Origin of the sequence: Blautia sp. JLR.GB0024 (assembly GCF_037000545.1) — a bacterium.
Lineage (GTDB): Bacteria > Bacillota > Clostridia > Lachnospirales > Lachnospiraceae > Blautia > Blautia celeris.
Map to the genome: position 1 here is coordinate 90,732 of NZ_JBANBF010000002.1, position 20,994 is coordinate 111,725.

Annotated in this window: 19 protein-coding genes; 16 read left to right on the forward strand and 3 right to left on the reverse strand. The window is 47.1% G+C overall.

Annotated features, from left to right (window positions below; all coding sequences use genetic code 11):
* Positions 1-20 precede the first annotated feature (20 nt).
* The 15 genes from V8Q34_RS04650 to V8Q34_RS04720 all read left to right on the forward strand — a co-directional run bounded on the left by V8Q34_RS04650 (position 21) and on the right by V8Q34_RS04720 (position 14,675).
* Positions 21-689: a hypothetical protein gene (locus tag V8Q34_RS04650; RefSeq protein WP_335834937.1), complete on the forward strand. Its 669-nt coding sequence runs from the start codon at positions 21-23 to the stop codon at positions 687-689.
* Positions 652-1,023 carry a hypothetical protein gene (locus V8Q34_RS04655; RefSeq protein WP_256139765.1) on the forward strand — a complete coding sequence of 124 codons (372 nt, stop codon included), beginning with the start codon at positions 652-654 and terminating at the stop codon, positions 1,021-1,023. Before V8Q34_RS04650 ends, V8Q34_RS04655 begins: the two co-directional genes overlap by 38 nt.
* A 36-nt stretch (positions 1,024-1,059) precedes the next feature.
* Positions 1,060-2,235, forward strand: a complete 1,176-nt coding sequence (locus tag V8Q34_RS04660; RefSeq protein ID WP_335834938.1) for a pilus assembly FimT family protein — start codon at positions 1,060-1,062, stop codon at positions 2,233-2,235.
* 206 nt (positions 2,236-2,441) lie between these two features.
* Positions 2,442-3,773, forward strand: coding sequence for a type I glutamate--ammonia ligase (gene glnA / locus V8Q34_RS04665; protein ID WP_103732294.1), 1,332 nt, complete (start codon positions 2,442-2,444; stop codon positions 3,771-3,773).
* Between the two features lie 18 nt (positions 3,774-3,791).
* Complete coding sequence (locus V8Q34_RS04670; protein ID WP_103732295.1) at positions 3,792-4,343, forward strand: ANTAR domain-containing response regulator; 552 nt, start codon at positions 3,792-3,794, stop codon at positions 4,341-4,343.
* A gap of 47 nt (positions 4,344-4,390) precedes the next feature.
* Positions 4,391-5,605 (forward strand): LL-diaminopimelate aminotransferase, encoded by a 1,215-nt coding sequence (locus V8Q34_RS04675; protein WP_298076404.1) that lies wholly within the window; start codon positions 4,391-4,393, stop codon positions 5,603-5,605.
* A gap of 84 nt (positions 5,606-5,689) precedes the next feature.
* Complete coding sequence (gene aspS / locus V8Q34_RS04680) at positions 5,690-7,021, forward strand: aspartate--tRNA(Asn) ligase (RefSeq protein ID WP_335834939.1); 1,332 nt, start codon at positions 5,690-5,692, stop codon at positions 7,019-7,021.
* Positions 7,022-7,039: 18 nt separating this feature from the next.
* Entirely contained in the window at positions 7,040-7,336 is a 297-nt protein-coding gene (gene gatC / locus V8Q34_RS04685; RefSeq protein WP_033140675.1) for an Asp-tRNA(Asn)/Glu-tRNA(Gln) amidotransferase subunit GatC, read from the forward strand.
* 13 nt (positions 7,337-7,349) lie between these two features.
* Positions 7,350-8,819 carry an Asp-tRNA(Asn)/Glu-tRNA(Gln) amidotransferase subunit GatA gene (gene gatA, locus V8Q34_RS04690; protein ID WP_335834940.1) on the forward strand — a complete coding sequence of 490 codons (1,470 nt, stop codon included), beginning with the start codon at positions 7,350-7,352 and terminating at the stop codon, positions 8,817-8,819.
* Positions 8,819-10,285, forward strand: coding sequence for an Asp-tRNA(Asn)/Glu-tRNA(Gln) amidotransferase subunit GatB (gatB, locus tag V8Q34_RS04695; protein WP_335834941.1), 1,467 nt, complete (start codon positions 8,819-8,821; stop codon positions 10,283-10,285). Before gatA ends, gatB begins: the two co-directional genes overlap by 1 nt.
* A 156-nt stretch (positions 10,286-10,441) precedes the next feature.
* The gene (locus tag V8Q34_RS04700; protein WP_148392031.1) at positions 10,442-11,224 is read left to right on the forward strand and encodes an RNA polymerase subunit sigma-70; all 783 of its coding nucleotides are present in this window, start codon (positions 10,442-10,444) and stop codon (positions 11,222-11,224) included.
* 15 nt (positions 11,225-11,239) lie between these two features.
* A complete protein-coding gene (locus V8Q34_RS04705; RefSeq protein ID WP_335834942.1) occupies positions 11,240-11,905 on the forward strand; it encodes an MBL fold metallo-hydrolase in 666 nt (221 codons plus the stop codon).
* Positions 11,906-12,041: 136 nt separating this feature from the next.
* Positions 12,042-13,913 carry an ATP-dependent zinc metalloprotease FtsH gene (ftsH, locus tag V8Q34_RS04710; protein ID WP_335834943.1) on the forward strand — a complete coding sequence of 624 codons (1,872 nt, stop codon included), beginning with the start codon at positions 12,042-12,044 and terminating at the stop codon, positions 13,911-13,913.
* A gap of 23 nt (positions 13,914-13,936) precedes the next feature.
* Positions 13,937-14,278, forward strand: a complete 342-nt coding sequence (locus V8Q34_RS04715; protein ID WP_103732289.1) for a nucleotidyltransferase domain-containing protein — start codon at positions 13,937-13,939, stop codon at positions 14,276-14,278.
* Complete coding sequence (locus V8Q34_RS04720; RefSeq protein ID WP_033140669.1) at positions 14,265-14,675, forward strand: HEPN domain-containing protein; 411 nt, start codon at positions 14,265-14,267, stop codon at positions 14,673-14,675. The genes V8Q34_RS04715 and V8Q34_RS04720 overlap by 14 nt, the downstream gene beginning before the upstream one ends.
* Before the next feature lie 151 nt (positions 14,676-14,826).
* Here V8Q34_RS04720 and V8Q34_RS04725 read toward each other — a convergent pair whose 3' ends face one another.
* Positions 14,827-16,158, reverse strand: a complete 1,332-nt coding sequence (locus V8Q34_RS04725) for a uracil-xanthine permease family protein (RefSeq protein ID WP_103732288.1) — start codon at positions 16,156-16,158, stop codon at positions 14,827-14,829.
* A 287-nt stretch (positions 16,159-16,445) separates the two neighbouring features.
* Here V8Q34_RS04725 and V8Q34_RS04730 point away from each other — a divergent pair, with 287 nt between their 5' ends.
* The gene (locus V8Q34_RS04730) at positions 16,446-17,402 is read left to right on the forward strand and encodes a 3'-5' exonuclease (RefSeq protein ID WP_033140667.1); all 957 of its coding nucleotides are present in this window, start codon (positions 16,446-16,448) and stop codon (positions 17,400-17,402) included.
* 75 nt (positions 17,403-17,477) lie between these two features.
* Here V8Q34_RS04730 and V8Q34_RS04735 read toward each other — a convergent pair whose 3' ends face one another.
* Together V8Q34_RS04735 and V8Q34_RS04740 are read right to left on the reverse strand one after the other, a co-directional pair.
* On the reverse strand, positions 17,478-18,995 hold the full coding sequence (locus tag V8Q34_RS04735) for a response regulator (RefSeq protein ID WP_186971030.1): 1,518 nt from the start codon (positions 18,993-18,995) through the stop codon (positions 17,478-17,480).
* Between the two features lie 20 nt (positions 18,996-19,015).
* Positions 19,016-20,758 (reverse strand): cache domain-containing sensor histidine kinase, encoded by a 1,743-nt coding sequence (locus V8Q34_RS04740; protein WP_335834944.1) that lies wholly within the window; start codon positions 20,756-20,758, stop codon positions 19,016-19,018.
* Between the last annotated feature and the right edge of the window lie 236 nt (positions 20,759-20,994).

Below are 20,994 nucleotides of genomic sequence, written 5' to 3' on the forward strand. Positions count from 1 at the left end.
GAACGAAGAGGAAATCAGATATGAGAAAAAAATCTTTAAAAAACAAAGAGGGATCCGCAATGCTCATTGCAATAGCTATTATGGCTGTATTGGTCATGCTCGGGCTGGCTTTGCTTCTGGTTTCCTTTTCTCTTCATGCAACGGCAAACCGAGAGCATGATGCGGCTCAGTGTAAGGAGATAGTCCAGACACTGAGCCGGGAATTGGAACGGCAGATAACAATCACAAGAGAGGATGCCTATGAGAAGGGAGCAGCCGAGAAGTACCCTTTCTGGTTCTACATACGTGATAATGTGTGGCGGGAGGAAAAATGGCCTCCTTATGGCGAAGCAGAATACCTGAATGACCGTGCATTACGCCGTCTGCAGCTTGGGCAGAATAGTTCTGAGACCGGTGAAGTGGTAGAGAATGCGGCTGAATTACTGGAAAATACATATGTGGAAGCATACTGGACAAGGGAAGATAAGCTGGCGGACAAAGGAGAGGGGACTACTTTGGTGGTGACAGTTTCCTGCTCGGCCGGCAAATCTGAGAGTTCCATGACAAAGACCTATGTATTAAGCGTTGAAGAGATAGAAGGCAAAGCGCTCTCCGATGGGGAATTTGTACCAAAGAATCCAAAGATAGATGAAAAAGAAGGGTGGCAGTGGGATGAGGGAGATGAACTGCAGGAAGATTCAGGAGAATAAAGACGGCTCCACGATGATTGAAACACTGGTTGCCTTTCTGGTTGTTGTACTGGTGATTCTCATGTTTTCCAAGGTAGTATCTGTATCTTCGCAGGTACTGAACCGCACGCGGCAGATTATGAAGGAGAATGAAGCATTTAACGCGGAATATTATAAACTGGACAGTTCCGGCAAGGGAACCCGGCGTACCCCGGTGAAAAGTGATGTTATCCTTTTTGAAGCAGATGAGGACGGGAAAAAAACAGGAGAAGAAATATCTCTTGGTAAAGATTCGGGTATGCAGTATTATACAGATGGGAAAAGATACATGTATTCGTTTAAGGTAGCTGAGTAACGGTTCCGCGCAGATAACAAGAGGGGTTCTGGTAATATGAAATGTAATAAGGACAAAAAAGAGTACAGAAAAATACTTAACAGCAGACAGGGTGTCACGTTAATTGAACTTATAGTTACGTTCGCACTTATTAGTCTGTTTGTCATTCTTACCAGCCAAGCTATCTCATCTGCTATGAATGTATATTATCATATTCAGGGGATTAATATGGGCCGTCAGGTATCGGACACCCTGATGGATAAAATAACAGGCCAGATTTCAGGTGCACAGGCTACAGTAAATAAAAAAGAAACAAATGTTATTATTTCAAATGGTGAATATACAGAAAAAGAGAGTAAGAATGAAGACTCCTCATACTTATCTGTAGCAGAGGGTGAAAAGGGGACCATGGTTGATTTCTATAACCAGGGAAACAGCCATGTGACCATTAAAACAAAGGCGTTTAAGGATGAGTCTCCGGATGAAAAAAAACTTGTTATTTACTATTACCCGGTACGTGCATATGAGGAAGTTGACTGGGAATTTGACCAGAAAATGTATATGGGATACAGTATAAAAGATTTATCTTTTTCATGGGCAGACAGGAGTGAATATCCTGAAAATATTATGAAAGTAGAGCTGACGATTTCCGGGAAATACGGGGATTATTCTACTGTCAGGTATGTAGAGTGCTATAATCTGGACAGCGGAAGTGAGTCGGAAGAACCGCCGTCTGGTGGTGGTGATGATGGAAAAGATGATGGAAAAGACGATGACGAGGATTACGAGGATGGAAACGGATCTATTCATCTGAAAAAAAACGGTAAAGATGTTCTAAATATAAAAGCAGGGAAAAAGAAGTACAAAGATTACTATCAAGAATTTTTAGATAATGGTAAAAAGGTATTTACGCTGCCGGCAGGTGTATTTAAAACCGGAGGCGAATACTATATCATCCCTAAACCTGTAGAAATATATGCTGATGATATGCCCGATAGTTTAGAGAAATTTATAACGCGGTATGGAAAAGATAAATGTTTGTATGTGAAGAAGAATGCTGAGATCTATACTACTGATAATTGGGATAATAGAGTAACACCGGGTTTGGGAGACATTTATTTTTATAATAACCGGTATTATCTATGCTACAATCAGGGTCCGACAAAAGATCCGGTTACAAATGTGGGGGCTTGGGCGGATATCACTGATTTTGTGAAAATAGGTAATAAATAATAGTTTCCCATATTGACAACCCCAACAACCCTTGCTATAATACCAACCATAAATAAAAGAACAAGGGCGTTCTTATTCGGAGGGTACTCTGGATAAACACGCCCTTTTTTCGTACCCAAAATTACACAACCACCCGCCCCCGCCTTCTACCAGGCGCCGGCCCCCGGGTTTCACCTTATCATCCTATCAAGAGAGGAGATACCACAATGCAAAATTACACCAGGGAAGCAATCCTGCGCATGGCGGAGGAAGAGGACGTGGAGTTCATTCGCCTGCAGTTCACCGACATGTTCGGAACATTGAAAAACATTGCAATCCCATCCAGCAAGCTGGAAAAAGCCATGGATAACCGCTGCGTCATTGACGCGTCTTCCATCGGCGGCTTTATCCGGAATGAGGAGGCAGACATGTATCTGCATCCCGATCTATCCACGTTTACAATCCTGCCGTGGCGGCCGCAGCAGGGAAAAGTTGCCCGTTTCATATGTGATATTTATCAGGAAGACGGTACACCCTATAAAGAAAGCCCGCGTTTCATTCTCAGCCGCGTTGCGGCCAAAGCTGCAGATATGGGCTATTCTCTGATGGTAAACCCGGAATGTGAGTTTTTCCTTTTTCACACAGATGACAACGGCATGCCCACAACCACAACACATGAAAAGGCCGGATACATGGATTTAAGTCCCGTGGATCTGGGTGAGAATGCCAGACGTGATATGGTGCTGACCCTTGAGGAGATGGGATATGAAATCGAATCTTCCCATCACGAAATATCCCCCGGACAGCATGAGATTGACTTCCAGTTCTCCGACGCATCGGAGACAGCTGATAAAGTAATGACCTTTAAGGTGGCTGTGAGAACCATAGCCAAACGCCACGGCCTCCATGCCACTTTCATGCCGAAACCCAAAGCAGGCGCCAATGGCTCCGGCATGCATGTAAACATGTATCTTATGAAAGACGGAAGAAATATTTTCTCAGACCCGGAAGATGAGCTTGGACTGAGCAGGGAGGGGTATTCTTTCCTGGCAGGAATCTTTGCACATATCAAAGGTATGACAGCCCTCTGCAACCCTCTTGTGAATTCCTATAAAAGACTGGCACCGGGATTTGAGGCGCCTTCAGACATTACCTGGTCGTCCAGGCAGCGTACTGCGCTGGTGAGGGTTCAGACCCAGCGGGAAGAGGGGGCAAGGCTGGAATTGAGAAGCCCCGATTCTGCCTCCAACCCTTACCTGGTATTCGCGCTGTGTCTGGCAGCGGGGCTGGAGGGAATGGAAAAGAATCTGCAGGCGCCAAAAGAACTGAAAGAAAATATCCGTAAACTCTCCAGGGAGGAGAAGGAAAATGCAGGCATTGATACCCTGCCGGAAAACCTGAGTGAGGCGCTGGAGGAATTTAACAAGGACCCGCTCATGAGAGCCGTACTTGGTGAAACTTTTACAAAGTGTTATGTGAAGGCGAAGAAGAAGGAGTGGAAGAGCTACATGGAACAGGTTTCTGAATGGGAGATCGAACAGTATCTGTACCGTGTATAGAGGAACAGGAGGCAGTGCATGAGCATCATCATTATTGTTTTGCCAAAATCGGAAGATGCAAAGAAAATACGGAAAATCCTCATGGAGCATGGATTTGAAAATACCGTAGCATGTACAACTGCCGCTCAGGCTTTGATGGAAATAAATAAGTACCCGGCAGGGCTGGTCATCAGTGGTTATAAACTGCCGGATATGTATTATCGGGAACTGGCTGGCTCCCTGCCCAGGTTTTTTGAAATGCTGCTCATAGGCTCTGCAAATGTGGTAAGTTCCGCTGAGTCAGGAATCATGGCAGTCACCATGCCGATTCGCATTTACGAGCTGGTAAATACTGTAGAAATGCTGCTTTACCAGCTTGAGCGAAGGCTGAAAAGGGAAAAGAAGAAGCCCAAAGCCCGCAGCCAGCGGGACCAGAACTATATTACCAACGCAAAACTCCTTCTGATGGACAGAAACCATCTCACAGAGGAGGAAGCGTACCGTTATATACAGAAATGCAGCATGGACAGTGCCACCAGCATGGTGGAGACAGCACAGATGATACTGACACTTATCTACGACGAAGTATAGTAACTGTTCAGCAGTCTGAACAGTTAAGTATAAAGGAGAAATGTGATATGTTTACGATCAATGATAATTATTTGAAGCTTCAGGGAAGCTATCTGTTTTCCAACATAGCGAAAAAGGTAGCTGACTATCAGCAGAAAAATCCAAATGCGGACATTATCCGACTGGGAATCGGTGATGTGACACAGCCCCTGGCGCCGGCAATTATCCGGGCTCTTCACAGCGCAGTGGATGATATGGCAAATGCGGAGACCTTCCATGGCTATGCGCCGGACAAAGGATATGATTTTCTGAGAAATGCCATAGCTGACAATGACTACCGAAACCGGGGCTGCGATATCGAAGCGGATGAGATATTTGTATCCGACGGCGCAAAGTGTGACTCCGGAAATATCCAGGAGATTTTCGGGCTGGACAATAAGATTGCTGTGTGCGACCCTGTGTATCCGGTATACGTGGACACCAATGTGATGGCAGGCAGAACAGGAAATTATAATCCAAACGCGCAGAATTATGACGGCATGATCTATATGCCCTGTGTGGAAGAGAATAACTTCGTTCCGGAGCTTCCGAAAGAGACACCAGATATTATTTATCTGTGTTTTCCCAATAATCCCACAGGCGCAGGTATTACAAGAGCGGAACTTCAGGAATGGGTAGATTATGCAAACCGCGTCGGCGCAGTGATCATTTATGATGCGGCATATGAAGCATATATAACAGAACAAGACGTACCGCACAGTGTGTACGAATGTAAAGGTGCCAGGCATTGTGCCATCGAACTTCACAGTTTTTCAAAAAATGCCGGGTTTACCGGTGTCCGTCTCGGATACACAGTAGTGCCCAAAGACTTAAAATGCGGCAGTGTGTCCCTGCATGACCTCTGGTCCAGAAGACACGGAACAAAATATAACGGCGCTCCCTATATTGTGCAGCGTGCAGGGGAGGCCGTCTATTCACCGGAGGGAAAAGAGCAGCTCAGGTCCCAGGTGGATTATTATATGAAAAACGCGAAGGTGATCTACGAGGGCCTGAAAAATGCAGGATACTCTGTATCCGGCGGCATCAATGCCCCGTATGTGTGGCTGAAGACACCGGGCAGGTTAAGCTCCTGGGAGTTCTTTGATGAACTTCTCCGTAAAGCAAACGTGGTTGGAACACCGGGCAGTGGTTTTGGTGCACATGGAGAAGGCTACTTCAGATTATCAGCCTTCGGAACCTATGAAAATACAGTGAAAGCGATTGAACGGATCACAAAGATGTGATCAAGAATATCCTGTCCCGAGGTATCTGGATTTTTCTGGATATCCCCGGGACTTTTTTATTTCTGGAAAAAGGAGAGATGTGATATGGAATTTGTGGAAGGCATCAGAGAAAAGGATACCCTGGAGCTTACGGAACTGCTGAAAAAGCAGGAGACAGACGGTGAAATCCTGGTGGAGGGAACCGTGCACAGCATTCGCAAAATGGGTGAGATCGCGTTTGTAATACTGAGAAAAAGAGAAGGCCTGCTGCAGACTGTCTGGGAGGAGGGAAAGACAAATATATCAATTTCGGATTTAAAAGAAGGAGACTGTATCCGGGCCGCAGGCACAATACGCAGAGAAGCGCGTGCGCCTCATCAGAAGGAACTCCGCCTGTGTGCAGTCCGAATACTTTCATCACCTGCAGCGCCCCTTCCCCTTGCCATAGACAAGTGGAAGCTGAATACCTCCCTGGAGACAAAACTGAACCTGCGTCCCATATCACTGCGGAATATAAAAGAGCGTGCCCGTTTTAAGATCCAGGAGGGCGTGTGCAGGGGATTCCGTGAATTTTTATATACTCGGGGATTTACAGAAGTACACACACCGAAAATCGGAGCCAAGGGGGCAGAGGGCGGCTCCAACCTGTTTAAACTCAGTTATTTCCATAAACCTGCAGTTCTGGAACAGAGTCCGCAGTTTTATAAACAGATGATGGTGGGGGTTTTTGATCGGGTATTTGAAACCGGCCCGGTGTTCCGAGCGGAGAAACACAATACAAGGCGGCATTTGAACGAATATACCAGCCTGGATTTTGAGATGGGGTATATTGATGGTTTTATGGATATCTGTGCCATGGAGACCGGATTTCTGCAGTACACAATGGAATTGCTGAAAAGGGAGTATGCGGAAGAATTGAAGATTCTGGGGGTGAATCTGCCGGAGACAAGGAAGATTCCTACCGTTCGTTTTTCCCAGGCAAAGGAGCTGGCAGCAGAAAAATACGGAAGGAAGATTAAGAATCCTTTTGACCTGGAGCCAGAGGAGGAAGCGCTGATCGGACAGTATTTTCAGGAGGAATACGGTGCGGATTTTGTATTTGTTACGCATTACCCATCGAAAAAAAGACCGTTTTATGCCATGGATGACCCGGAAGATGAACGTTTTACCCTTAGCTTTGACCTTTTGTTCAGAGGACTGGAAGTGACAACAGGCGGACAGAGGATTCATGATTTCCATATGCTCACAGAAAAAATGGAGAAAAGGGGGATGAGCCAGGAGGGAATGGAGCAGTATCTGGATACATTCAAGTACGGCATGCCGCCCCACGGAGGCCTGGGCATCGGTCTGGAAAGGCTCACTATGCAGCTTTTAGGCGAAGATAATGTAAGAGAGGCCTGCCTGTTTCCGAGAGATATGAACCGCCTGGAACCGTAGAGAGAAGGAGAAAAGATTATGGCAAAACAGATCATAGATGACACAGTCATGGAAAATATAGAGATTCTGGCAAAGCTGGCCCTAACCTGCGAAGAACGGGAAAAGGCCAGAGAAAAAATGCAGGAAATGCTGGATTATATAGATAAATTAAACGAGCTGAATACGGAAGAAACGGAACCTCTTGCCCATACGTTTCCTGTGGAAAATGTGTTCCGGGAAGACGTTGTGACAAACGGTAACAGCCGGGACGCTATGCTCGCCAACGCGCCCAAAAGCAAAGACGGCCAGTATCAGGTCCCCAAAACTGTGCAGTAAGGAGGATAGACAAATGGAAATCAGAGAAATGACAGCTCTTACCCTTGGCTGTGCCATAAAAAGCCGTCAGGTAGGGGTCCGGGAAGCGGTAAAAGCCTGCCTGGATGAGATTGAAAAAAAGGACAGTACGCTCCACGCTTTTCTGGAGATAGATGAGAAGAAAATATATGACAGGGTAAAAGAGGTGGAAAACGGCATAAAAGCAGGGAAATACACAGGCCCTCTGGCTGGTGTTCCCATTGCGGTGAAGGATAATATCTGCACCAGAAACAGAAAAACTACCTGTGCTTCCAGAATTCTGGAAAATTTTATTCCTCCGTACGATGCGGAGGCTGTCCGCAGAATAGAAAGTGCAGGAATGATTGTTATGGGTAAAACCAATATGGACGAATTTGCCATGGGAAGTACCTCTGAGACATCTGCATACGGTATTACCAGAAACCCCTGGGATACTGAAAAAGTACCGGGGGGCTCCTCAGGAGGTTCCTGTGCGGCAGTGGCGGCAGATGAAGTGTTTGCAGCATTGGGAAGTGATACGGGAGGCTCCATCCGGCAGCCTGCCTCCTACTGCGGTGTGGTCGGCATGAAGCCCACATACGGTACCGTATCCAGATACGGACTTATAGCTTATGCCTCGTCCCTGGACCAGATAGGTCCTGTGGGAAAAGATGTCTCTGACTGCGCGGCACTGCTGGAAGCGTCTGCGGGATATGACGCTAAGGACAGCACGTCTGTGCTGCGCAAGGACCTGCAGTTTACCCGGTATTTGAGGCAGGACCTGCATGGTGTGAAAATCGGTATCCCCAAAGAGTATCTGTCAGAGGGACTTGACGAGGACGTGAAAAAATCACTGGCGGACGCAGTGCAGTTAATGACAAAAAATGGCGCTGTAGTGGAATTCTTCACCCTGGGACTGGTAGATTATGTGATTCCGGCCTATTATATTATTGCCTCTGCGGAGGCCAGTTCTAACCTGGCCCGTTTTGACGGCGTGAAATACGGTTACAGGGCAGAGGAGTTTGAAGGGCTTCACGATATGTACAAAAAAACAAGGGCGGAAGGATTCGGGGAGGAAGTCAGGCGCCGGATACTGCTTGGCTCTTTTGTACTGAGCTCAGGATATTACGATGCGTATTATCTGAAGGCGCTGAAGGTAAAAGCCATGATAAAGAAAGCATTTGACGATGCATTTTTAAAATACGATATGCTGATCGCTCCCGCAGCTCCATCCACGGCACCCGCTGTGGGAAGCAGCCTTGCTGATCCGCTGAAAATGTACCTGAGTGATGTCTATACTGCAGGTGTCAATCTTGCAGGCCTCCCTGCCATAAGTGTTCCCTGCGGCCTGGACAGCAGCGGTATGCCTGTGGGACTGCAGTTTATCGGGGATTGTTTTCAGGAAAAGAAGATCATACAGGCAGCATATGCTTATGAGAAAATCAGGGGAGAGTTCCCGAAAGCATACGGAAAGGGGGTAAAATAATGGCTAAGCGATATGAAACAGTCATTGGCCTGGAGGTTCACGTGGAGCTTGCCACAGCCACAAAAATATTCTGCGGCTGTTCCGCAAAATTCGGAGGAGCACCCAACACCCATACCTGCCCCGTATGTACCGGAATGCCCGGCTCTCTCCCGGTTCTGAACAGACAGGTGGTTGATTATGCACTGGCCCTTGGAATGGCTGCCAACTGCCGGATAAACCAAACCTGTAAATTTGACAGAAAGAATTATTTCTATCCTGACAATCCCCAGAACTACCAGATTTCCCAGCTCTATCTTCCCATCTGCCATGACGGATTTCTGGAAATCAGGACTGCATCAGGGAAAAAGAAGATCAGGATTCATGAGATGCATATGGAGGAAGATGCCGGTAAGCTGATTCATGATGAGTGGGAAGACTGTTCCCTTGTGGACTACAACAGAAGCGGTGTCCCTCTGGTTGAGATCGTATCCGAACCGGACATGAGAAATGCGGAGGAGGTTATTGCCTATCTGGAAAAGCTGCGTTTGATCTGTCAGTACCTGGGCGTTTCAGACTGCAAGCTGCAGGAAGGCTCCATGCGTGCGGATGTGAATCTGTCTGTCATGGAGGCAGGAAGCGGAAAACTGGGAACCAGGACGGAGATGAAGAATTTAAATTCCTTCAAAGCTATCGCCAGGGCGATTGAAGGGGAACGGGAACGGCAGATTGAACTTTTGGAAGAGGGAAAATGTGTGCAGCAGGAGACAAGGCGGTGGGATGACAATAAAGAAATTTCCTATGCCATGCGTTCCAAAGAGGATGCAAAGGATTACAGATATTTTCCGGACCCTGACCTGCCCCCGGTAGTGATCAGCGGGGAGTGGCTGGCACGGATAAAAGAGCGTCAGCCGGAGCTTCAGGAAGAAAAGGCAGAACGCTATGAGAAAGAGTTTGGCCTCTCAGCCTATGACGCCTCTCTTTTAACACAGTCAAGGCATTTGGCAGATTTGTATGAACAGACAGTCAGCCTGCTTCAGCAGAAGGAGGTTGCCGGTGCTCCGAAAAAGGCAGCCAACTGGTTTATCGGTGAAACTCTGAGACTGTTAAAAGACAGGGGAATGGAGACGGAAGACCTGCATTTTACACCCGGACATCTGGCAGATTTGATCGTGGTCTGCGAGAGAGGGGAAGTGAATAATCAGACCGCAAAAAAGGTGTTTGGGCGGATTTTTGATGAGGATGTGGAGCCTGTTTCTTATATTGAGGAAAATGGGCTGAAAACCGTTGTGGATACAGGAGTACTGGAGAGTATCGTGGAAAAGATCCTTGCATCAAACCCGAAAACCGTGGAGGAGTACCAAAGTGGAAAAACAAAAGTTCTCGGCTTTCTGGTGGGCCAGGTTATGAAGGAGATGAAAGGAAAAGCAGACCCGCAGACGGTGAACCGGCTGCTGATGGAAAAACTGCAGCGCGGCCCTTCGCTATAAGACTTTACAAGTTTTTTCTAATCAATTATACTGTTTTTAAGACAATCCCCGGCAGTGAGCTCGTCTGCCGGGGATTTGTAATGGAACAGTTTGGTTGATGCATCTATTCAGAGAATGATTCGAGTCTTTGGATGGTGATAAAATAAGGAGGCAGATATGGAGATTAAGGAATTTCAGGCGAAGCTCAGTGAAGCACTGGGATTGGCAGTGGAAAATGGAAAGAAAATACATGCAGATACAGTGGAAGGGATTTTCGCAGGCAACGGCCTGACAGAAGGCCAGATGCAGAAAGTGTATGAATATTTGGCTATACAGGGAATCCAGGTAGACGGAAGAGGACCGGGAAGCGCAGCGGCAGACGGCCAAACCGGCAGCGAAGCACCCGTCACAACAGCCGCCGGTATCCCGGCAGACAGCGAAGCAGTACCTCTCACCCAGGAGGAAACAGAGTATCTGGAAGAATACGAGAACACGCTGAAGGATATTCCTCCCGAAAAGCCGGGAGAAAGGGAAATCCTTTTTGAAAAGGCTCTGAAACAGGAAGAGTCAGCAAAAAAGCGCCTGGCCGAATTATACATGACAGAAGTGGTGAAAACAGCCAGAGAGCTGAAGCAAGAGGAGATTTTCATCGGAGATATGATTGCCGAAGGGAACATCGGTCTTCTGACAGCTATCGAAATGCTGCATGAAGCAGGAGATTATCACACCTTTTTGTGTGGCGAGATCAGAAATGCAATGCTTCTTATGGTGGAAGAGCAGACAGACCAGAAGCAGAGGGATGACATTCTCGTGGAAAAGGTCCGTGACCTGGAGACAAAAATAAAAGAGCTTCTGGAGGACGATGATGTCAAATACAGTGTAGACGAACTGGCCGCGTTCCTGGACATGGACGTGGAGGAAATCCAGGCCGTACTGCGCCTGACCGGTGAGGATAAATAGCACGGAGGTGCCCATATGGATATCACAAAGTATGAAGAAGGTTTTTACATTCTGGATGACGGCAGAGTGCGGGAATTCCTAATTACAGATGAGGAGGAAGCCCTGCTCATAGATACGGGCTTTGCTGACTCCCGGACCGCGGAAGAAGCGGCAAAGCTGACAAACCTGCCGCTGAAAGCAGTTCTCACTCACGGAGATATGGACCACGCCGGAGGCCTGTCAGATTTTCATGAATGCTGGGTACATGCCGGGGATGCGCATATGATTCCACAGAATATATCTGTTCATGAACTACAGGAAGGTGAGCATATCACTGCCGGCAATTATGATTTTGAGATCATTCACATACCGGGACACACTTACGGAAGTATCGCTTTGCTGGACCGGGACAAAAGGCTTCTCCTTCCCGGTGATACAGTTCAGAAATCAGGTCCTATTTTCATGTTTGGTGAAAACAGAAACCTGGATCTGTATATAGAAAGCCTTAAAAAACTGCTGGGGTATGCAGACTGGGCGGAAGTGATCCTTCCATCCCATCACGGCTGCCCTGTTTCCCGGGAATATATCTCTTACTGTCTGGAAGATGCCATGGAACTGAGAAAAGGAACTTTGGAGGGAAAAGACCATCCCAGTCTGCCCTGCAGAAGCTACAGAGGAAAATGGACGGAGTTTTACTTCTGATATAGGGAGCGGGTTTGGCAATTCATATATTTTTAATAGAATAAACAGACCTTCTTCATTGAATAATTGTCTGAAAAGTGGCATACTTAAAACAGAGATTTCCTGACAAGAGCAGGGGGTCACGGAGGAAAAATATATGGAAGTAAAAGACAAAAAACCAAAAAAACCAATCATGTTTTACTATGCTATCGTCATAGTTGTTCTGATTCTTCTGAACACGCTGCTGGTTCCTTCTATTGCGGAGAGAAGCATTAAGGAAGTCAGGTATGACCAGTTCCTGAGCGATTTAAAAGGCAGCAGGATAGATGAGGTAAGCCTTGATGATGATACGATTTATTATACGATAAAGAGCGGTGAGAAAACCCAGGTTTACAAGACCGGAAGGATTAATGACCAGCAGGAAGTGGAGCGTCTGGACAATGCGAAAGTGAAGTTCGGCAAAGAGATTCCTAAAAAACAATCTCCCATCCTGACATTCCTTCTCTCCTGGATCATCCCGATCGCCATTTTCTTATTCATCGGCAACTGGCTGAGCAAGAAAATGATGAGTGGTATGGGCGGCGGAGCCGGAGCCATGAGCTTTGGCAAGAGTAATGCCAAGATCTATGTGAAATCTTCCACAGGCATCCGGTTTACCGATGTAGCAGGTGAGGATGAGGCAAAGGATCTGCTTACAGAGATTGTGGATTATCTGCACAATCCCGACCAGTACCGGGAAATCGGTGCATCCATGCCAAAGGGAGCCCTTTTGGTAGGCCCTCCGGGAACCGGTAAGACACTTCTGGCAAAGGCTGTGGCCGGCGAGGCCAACGTACCGTTTTTCTCCATTTCCGGTTCAGAGTTCGTGGAGATGTTCGTCGGTATGGGCGCGGCGAAAGTACGTGACTTGTTTAAGCAGGCAAATGAAAAAGCACCGTGTATCGTATTTATTGATGAGATTGATACTATTGGTAAGAAGCGTGACGGAAACATCAGCGGCAATGACGAGCGGGAACAGACCCTGAACCAGCTTCTGACGGAGATGGACGGTTTCGACGGATCAAAGGGTGTTGTGATCCTGGCGGCAACCAACCGTCCGGATTCCCTGGACCCGGCGCTGCTTCGTCCGGGACGTTTTGACAGGCGTATTCCGGTAGAACTTCCTGACTTACAGGGACGTGAGGAGATACTGAAAGTACACGCAAAGAAGATCAAGATATCCGACAATGTGGATTTCCGCGAGATCGCCAAGGCTGCATCCGGGGCATCCGGAGCCGAACTGGCGAACATTGTGAATGAAGCGGCACTGCGGGCTGTCCGCGACAGAAGAAAATTTGCCACGCAGGCAGATATGGAGGAGAGCATTGAGGTAGTCATTGCTGGTTACCAGAAGAAGAACCGTGTGCTCTCCGAGAAAGAGAAACTTATTGTGTCCTACCACGAGATCGGACATGCGCTGGTTGCAGCCATGCAGACGGATTCCGCACCTGTCCATAAGATCACCATTATACCGAGGACATCCGGCGCTCTTGGCTACACCATGCAGGTGGAGGACGGGGAACATTTCCTTATGTCCAAGGAAGAACTGGAGAATAAAATTGCTACCTTCACAGGAGGACGCGCGGCAGAGGAGCTGATTTTCCACTCTGTCACAACCGGCGCATCCAATGATATAGAACAGGCAACGAAGCTGGCCCGTGGCATGATCACCAGGTTCGGTATGAGCGATGAGTTCGATATGGTTGCCATGGAAAATGTGACGAATCAGTACCTGGGCGGTGATTCCTCCCTGTCCTGCTCCTTCGAGACCCAGACCATGATTGATAAAAAGGTGGTAGAGCTGGTCAGAACACAGCATGAAAAGGCATATAAGATCCTGAAAGACAATATCGGCAAGCTCCATGAGCTGGCAAAATACCTCTTTGAAAATGAGACTATAACAGGGGAAGAGTTCATGAAAATCTTAAGTACCCCGCTGCCTCAGATTCAGGAGAATCAGGAACCGCAGGCAATAGAAACAGCGGAATAGATGTTTTGTCAAGGAGGTGTAAAATGTTAGATGCAATGGAAAGACGGCTGAAGCAATATACAGAAGAGATTGCAAAGATATATGGCAAGCACCTGAAGTCTGTTATTCTATATGGATCTTATGCGAGAGGAGATTATACGGAGGATTCAGATATTGATATCATGATTCTGCTGGATTTGACAGATATGGAGATTAAAAGTTATAGACATGATTTATCCGATATGACGTATGACTTTAATATGGATTATGATTTGGATATTAAACCTATGGCAAAGAACGAGGATCATTTTAAAAAGTGGTTAAATGTGTATCCTTTTTATGCCAATGTGGAAAGAGAAGGAGTGAAGCTGTTTGATGCAGCATAACGGAAATGGGACCAGAGAAGATTTGGTCTTGTATCGCATTGAAACTGCAAAAAGTGATATCAATTCTGCGAAGATTCTGCTTGAAGCGGGCGAATTTCGAGGCGCTAATAATAGAGCGTATTATGGAATCTATCATGGGATCTCAGCTATTCATGCTCTAGATGGAAATGTTTACAAGAGGCATAAAGATGCGCTTGCAAATTTTAACAAAAATTATATTAAAACAGAGGTTTTTCCAAAGACCCTGGGCAGAAAAATAGCAGAAGCTGAAGAAATACGTCACGCCAGTGATTATGACGATTTTTATATTGCAACAAGAGAAGAAGCGGAAGAGCAGATTCTTACTGCAGAGGAACTGATTGACTGTATAGAAAAGTTTGTCAGAGAAAAATTCTAAACGCAGGAAACCGGCCTTCGCCGTTTATACCCGGAGCAGCATATCTGCTTCCGTGGATATAACGGCAAGGGCCGGTTTTTATTGTCGATTCGTAACTGTTGGGCCAGGTCTGCGCATTTACTGCGCTGACCGTGCATAAGGGCAGTTACGTTTATTCTTCTTTCGGCAGTATGATATTCAGCAGTATAGCGATCAGCGTTGCCAGTACCACCGGGCTTTTGCCGAAGATCATAGTCACCCAGCTCGGAAACGTAGCCAGTGCTGCGGATGCCTGTGAGATTCCCATTCCAAGGGCAGCCGCCAGGCCGACGATGGAGGTGTTTCTGTAGTTCATATCCTCAGAGGTGATCAGCTTCATACCTGTCATTGCAATGGACGCGAAGACAGATACCGTAGCGCCGCCGAGGACGCACTGGGGAATCGTGGTGAGCAGCGCGGAGAATTTGGGTATCAGTCCGGCTACGCCCAGGATAATGGCTGCCAGTCCCAGTACGCACCGGTTTACAACCTTTGTGGTTGCCACGATACCTACGTTCTGGCTGTAAGTAGCTGTGGGAAGGCCGCCGAATACGGCACCGATGATATTCATGACACCATAGCCCACAATACCGCCCTGCAGCTCCTTGTCACTGGGTTCTCTTCCGAGACCGCCCACTGTGGTTGCCGTGAAGTCACCGATCGCCTGAACGGAGTTGATGGCAAAAAGAAGGCCGATCGCCACACAGGAAGATACCTCGAAATTGATTCCGAAATGCATAACCTGCGGAAGCTGGAATACGCTGGCAGAGGCCACGCTGCTGAAGCTTACCATGCCGAAAAAGGCTGAGACCACGTATCCCGCAACCATTCCGATCAGGATGGAAGCCAGTTTTACGATCCCTTTACCAAAATGGTTCAATACAGTTACAATGACGAGCGTAAAGATCGCCACAGCCCAGTTCTGCCAGGAACCATAAGTCTCGCTGCTGGTGCCCCCCGCCATATAGTTGATGGCTGTAGGGTACAGGGAGAGGCCGATGGTGAACACAACGGTCCCGGTGATCAGAGGCGGGAAAAACACCCTGATCTTCCTTACAAGCAGTCCGACTATGATGGCCACACAGCCGCCCACGATCTGGGATCCCAGTATGGTGGCGACGCCGTAGCCCTCTGCAATGGCCTGCATACTGGGCACATAGGCAAAGCTGACGCCCATGATGACCGGCAGGGAGGAGCCGATGTGGAATCCGCTCTTGCTGCCCAGCGGGAAAAGCTGGAGCAGGGTGGAGATTGCGGACACAAAAAGAGCAGCCTGGATGAGGATCACCTTGTCTCCCTGAGACATGCCTCCGCCGCTGACGGCTCCTGAAACAATGATGGCTGGTGTGACACAGCCGACGATCATGGCGACCACATGCTGCAGCGCCAGCGGCAGTACCTGACGAAACGCGGGAATGCCTTCCAGTTCAAAGATACTTCCTTTACCGATTTCCATTCCTTTCATTATGTAATTACCCCCATTTGATTTTCCGAAACATCTTGGCCCCATGGTCAAACTGCTGTCCCCGGAAACATTTTATGAAACACGGTATGTTAGATTACTATAATATTAGCAAATCAGCAGGATATAGTCAATGAAAATTACAAAAATTTTTAGATAATCTAAAATTTTTTGTATAACATGAATGAGAATGCCATGTTGCACCTTACAGAGAATAATGGTAAAATCAAAAAAGATGAAAAACCACGGGCTGCCGGGAACGAATATAAAGAGAGCTGCAGGACTTAATTATGAACTATATTGTATTTGATTTGGAATGGAATCAGTGCCCCTATGGTAAGGACAGGGAGAATAAAAGGCTGCCCTTTGAGATTATTGAGATAGGAGCCGTGAAGCTGGATGAGAACAGGAAAATGACAGACCAGTTCCATGAGATCGTCAAGCCTTCTGTGTACCACAGGCTGCACTACCGCACAAAAGAAATATTGCATATTGATAAGCAGACACTGGAAAACGGTGTTCCGTTCTCCAAGGCAATCCGCAGATTCCTGAAATGGTGCGGGGAAGATGTGATGTTCTGCACCTGGGGCCCCTCTGATCTGGTGGAGCTGCAGCGCAATATGAAATACTACAGGCTGACCTATCTGCTGGAAGGCCCGCTCCGCTACTACGATGTGCAGAAGCTGTTCGGAATCTCCTGTGAGGGTGACAAGACCAGCCGCTCCCTGGAATATGCCATTGATCACATGAAACTGGATAAAGGGGAAAATTTTCACCGGGCGCTCAATGACGCTGTCTACACCGCTGAAATCTTCGCCCGTCTGCCTATGGACACAGTGAGAAAGTTTTTCTCCATTGACTGCTATCAGAACCCCAAGTCAAAGAGTGAGGAGATCCATACGGTATTTGATGATTATTCCAAATACATTTCCAGGGAATTTCCCACAAAAGAGGATGCCATGAAGGACCGGGAGGTGGTCAGTACCCGCTGCTTCTTCTGCGGAAAGACCGCGAAAAAGAAAATACGCTGGTTTTCTCTTAATCCAAAGACCCACATGTGCCTGGCCTACTGTCCGGAACATGGATATTTCCGGGGTAAGGCAAGACTGAAAAGGACAGATGAGGGAAAGTATTATGTGGTCAAGACAGTGAAGCAGATCAGTGAGGAAGAAGCTGAGGAAGTAAGGATGAAGAGGGACGCGCTGAGAAAGAAAAGGCGTGCAAAGAGACACCAGGATTATTATTAGAGAGAAAAACCCCATCGGAAAGCTGCCGGTAACCGACAGCCTTCCGATGGGGTTTTATGCAGGATGGGGCCAGCCTCATCCCCGGAATTCTTTAGGGGTCATCCCCACATACTTTTTAAATATGGCGGAGAAGTAAGCCGGATCATTGAATCCCACCTGTTCCGCAATCTCGTAAGTCAGTATGGATCTGTCCGAGAGAAGTTCCTTTGCCCGCTCGATCCGTTTCAGGTTGATGAAATCCGTTATGGTATGTCCGGTCTCCTTCTTGAAAGTCCGGCTCAGATAGGAGGGATTCACATGCACATGTCCGGCAAGCTGCTCCAGGGTGATAGGCTCCTTTAGATTTTCTGTTATGTAGGCAATGGAGTCTTTTACGGTTTTGCTGTAGCTTATTTCAGAGGCCAGGAGTGTTTCCCTCAGAATCTGGAGCAGGCTTTTCACAATACTTTCCAGCTCGAAAATATTGGATGAATTCTCAATGGAATGCAGCAGGTTGTTATCCGGCATTTCCAGGCCCTTTTCCAGCAGAATGTGGGTGCCGGTGTAATAAATGTGGATACAGAGGTTCTTCACATCACTGGATTTGGCAAAATTACTCTGCAGTTTGATAAAAATACTGTTTAAAATCTGTTCCGCCACGTCGAAATCCAGGCTGATGATGGCATTTTCCAGCTCATAGACAGACAGTGTCTCCCCGGCGGAGAGGGTATAATCCTCAGCGGTTCCCTGCTCCTGGTAAAAGGCAATGTTGTCCTGGGAGTAGAAGTTCAGCGTCAGCGCCCGGATGGATTCAAAGACCGCCACAGAATATTCCCCCGGGCTTGTGTGGTGGCTGCTGATGCCGATGGTCAGTTTCTGTTCATAGAAGGAATCCGCCATGGCTGTGATGTCACGGCAGTTCTGCAGCAGCTCCCGGGGAACGGCAGGGCATCTGCCGGTGCAGGCAGGGTAAAAATAGATGGCAATGATCAGGTTGTTATATCGGTAGCAGTAACTGTTTGATTTAAGCTTGATTATGATCTCCTTCAGGGCGGATATATTTCCGGCATAAGGTATAAACTGAAAGGCAGCTACATAATAGCTTTCCAGGGATATATTATATTCTTTCAGCCTGGCTGCCAGTGTGTCGGAGTAGGAGGCATCTGTGAGCTCCTGGAGAAGCTGGTCTATCATGAAGGCTACATCAGACTTCTTTGCCGTGTTTTTCTGCCTGGAGGCTATGATCTTCTTCTGCGCGCTCTGTACAGAGGCCACGACCTGTTCTATGGAGATCGGCTTGAGCAGAAAATCGCTTACGTTGTATTTGATGGCAGTTTTGGCGTACTCGAAGTCAGCATATCCGGTCAGGATTATGACCTTGATTTCCGGATAATGCTCCATCACATATTTGGCCAGGTCAAGGCCGTCGGATTCCGGCATGCGGATATCCGTTATAATAATATCTACCGGATTCTCTTTCAGTTTTTCAATGGCTTCCAGCCCGTCACTGGCGGTGTCCTGGATAATGCAGTCAATGGCTTCCCAGTTCACCACCTGGGTAAGTCCTTTTCTTATGGTGGTTTCGTCATCCACGATCATCAGGTGAAATATCATAATGTGTTTCCTCCGTACAGCTAATCAACTATTAATGGAAGTTTAAAAGAAATTGTGGTGCATACGTTCAACGTGCTTGTTATCTTCAGATGAGCCATTTCCCCAAAAAGGAGATACAGGCGCCTGTCCAGGTTGCGCAGCCCGATGTGGGTGTGTGATTCGTCTGAAGACGGACGGATATCGCAGATGTCGGGGATGGTCTCAAAACCGATTCCGTTGTCCGCCACAAGGATTTCCATGCAGTCCTTATGTTTGATCACATTGACCACCAGCTTTCCCTTGCCTTTTTTCGGCTCCAGGCCGTGGACAATGGAGTTCTCAACAAGGGGCTGGATACAGAAGCAGGGGACTTTGTAGTGCAGCAGGGAAGAGTCGGCCTGTATTTCCACGGATATTTTTTCCTCAAAACGCATTTTCTGCAGGTAGGTATAGAATTTCACATAGCGCAGTTCATCTTCCAGTTTCACATAGGTGAAATCCTTGGACACCACATTGGCCTTCAGCAGTTCTCCCAGGGAGATGACCATCTGGTATATCTCAGGATTGTTGGTCATCTGGGCTTTCCAGGCTATAGTGTTCAGGGTGTTGAACATAAAGTGCGGGTCCATCTGTGACTGCAGTGCTTTGATCTCCGCGTTTTTCAGCAGGAGCTGCTTCTCCAGATTATCTTTATAGTAAGTGTCCAGTTTATCCAGCATATGGTTGAAGGCATCCGCCAGGTTGTTGAACTCCGAATACATCTCCAGAGGCGGGAGGCGGTCCCTTTTGCCCTCGGCGATCTTATTGATCTGATAGATCATATTGTCAATGGGTCTTGTGACTGCGCGGCTGATGATGATGGAAATACACAGCACCAGTGTGACAATGACAGACAGAACCAGCATGTAAGTCCTGAGTGTGTCATTGAGCTTTTCCAGCACCTGATTCCTGGGCGCGGCGACCACGGAGGTCATGTCCAGATTGGGCAGCTTCTCCGCTGCAGTCAGATAGGACTGTCCGCCGGCATCTATTTCTTCCAGATACGTTTCATTATTCAGAAAATCCAGTTTCCCGGAGATCTCATCCGCGCAGGGCAGACTCTGGCTGTCGGTGATCAGATTGATCTCATCATTGTACAGATAGATGAACCACTCCCGGTCAATGCCTGCGTTGTAGAAATCGATCAGGGTGTTTTTATTTACATTGATAATAATGGTAGCCACATACTCACCGGTATAGGAACTGAAAATATTTCTGACAAAATAGAGTACGGACGGTGTGGAGTCCTCCATCTTTATGTTCAGATTGGGGTCTGAGGTGGAGATGGACTGCAGGATATCCTGATTTGCCTTGATATTTACGGTTCCCGGCCCGGATGTGGCAAGGTAATATTCGGAGGGGCTTTGAAAAATGCAGACGCCGTTAATATAGTTCTGTTCCCACATATAAGTATTGATTAGAAGGAAACTCATCTGCTTTTCGATATCCAGCTTATTGCGGGAATCATCCACGGAAGGCTCTATGGCTTCTCTTATAATGGTGTTGGAGACAAAGAGCGCGTTCACATAGTCCAGATTGTTCACCTGGTCTGTGATGTTCTGGTTGACCTGGGAGAGCTCCTTCATGACCTGTTGTTTCTGGTTTTCAATCAGTATGTTGGCAGTTTTTTTATAAAAGAAGATTCCGCTCAAGATCAGGGAAACAGCCAGTATGACGGTTATCACCAGGGTGATGTACATTCTCAACGTGCCTTTTTTGTTATTGATAAACAGGGGAATTGCCATAAAACATCTTCTTTCTGTAAGATTATTATTTAATATTATATCATAAACCACCCCGGTATTTTCGTGCTCCTGTAAAATGAGCAAAAATTTACAAGAATAGGTAAAAAATATTATAGATTAGCAGAAAGTAGTAGATTTTCTGTAATGATAGCAGATATGATGACAAGAAAGAGTAAAAAATAATGATGGAACGGGTAATTGTAGTCTATTCAGAAAAATCAGAAAATTTTATATAA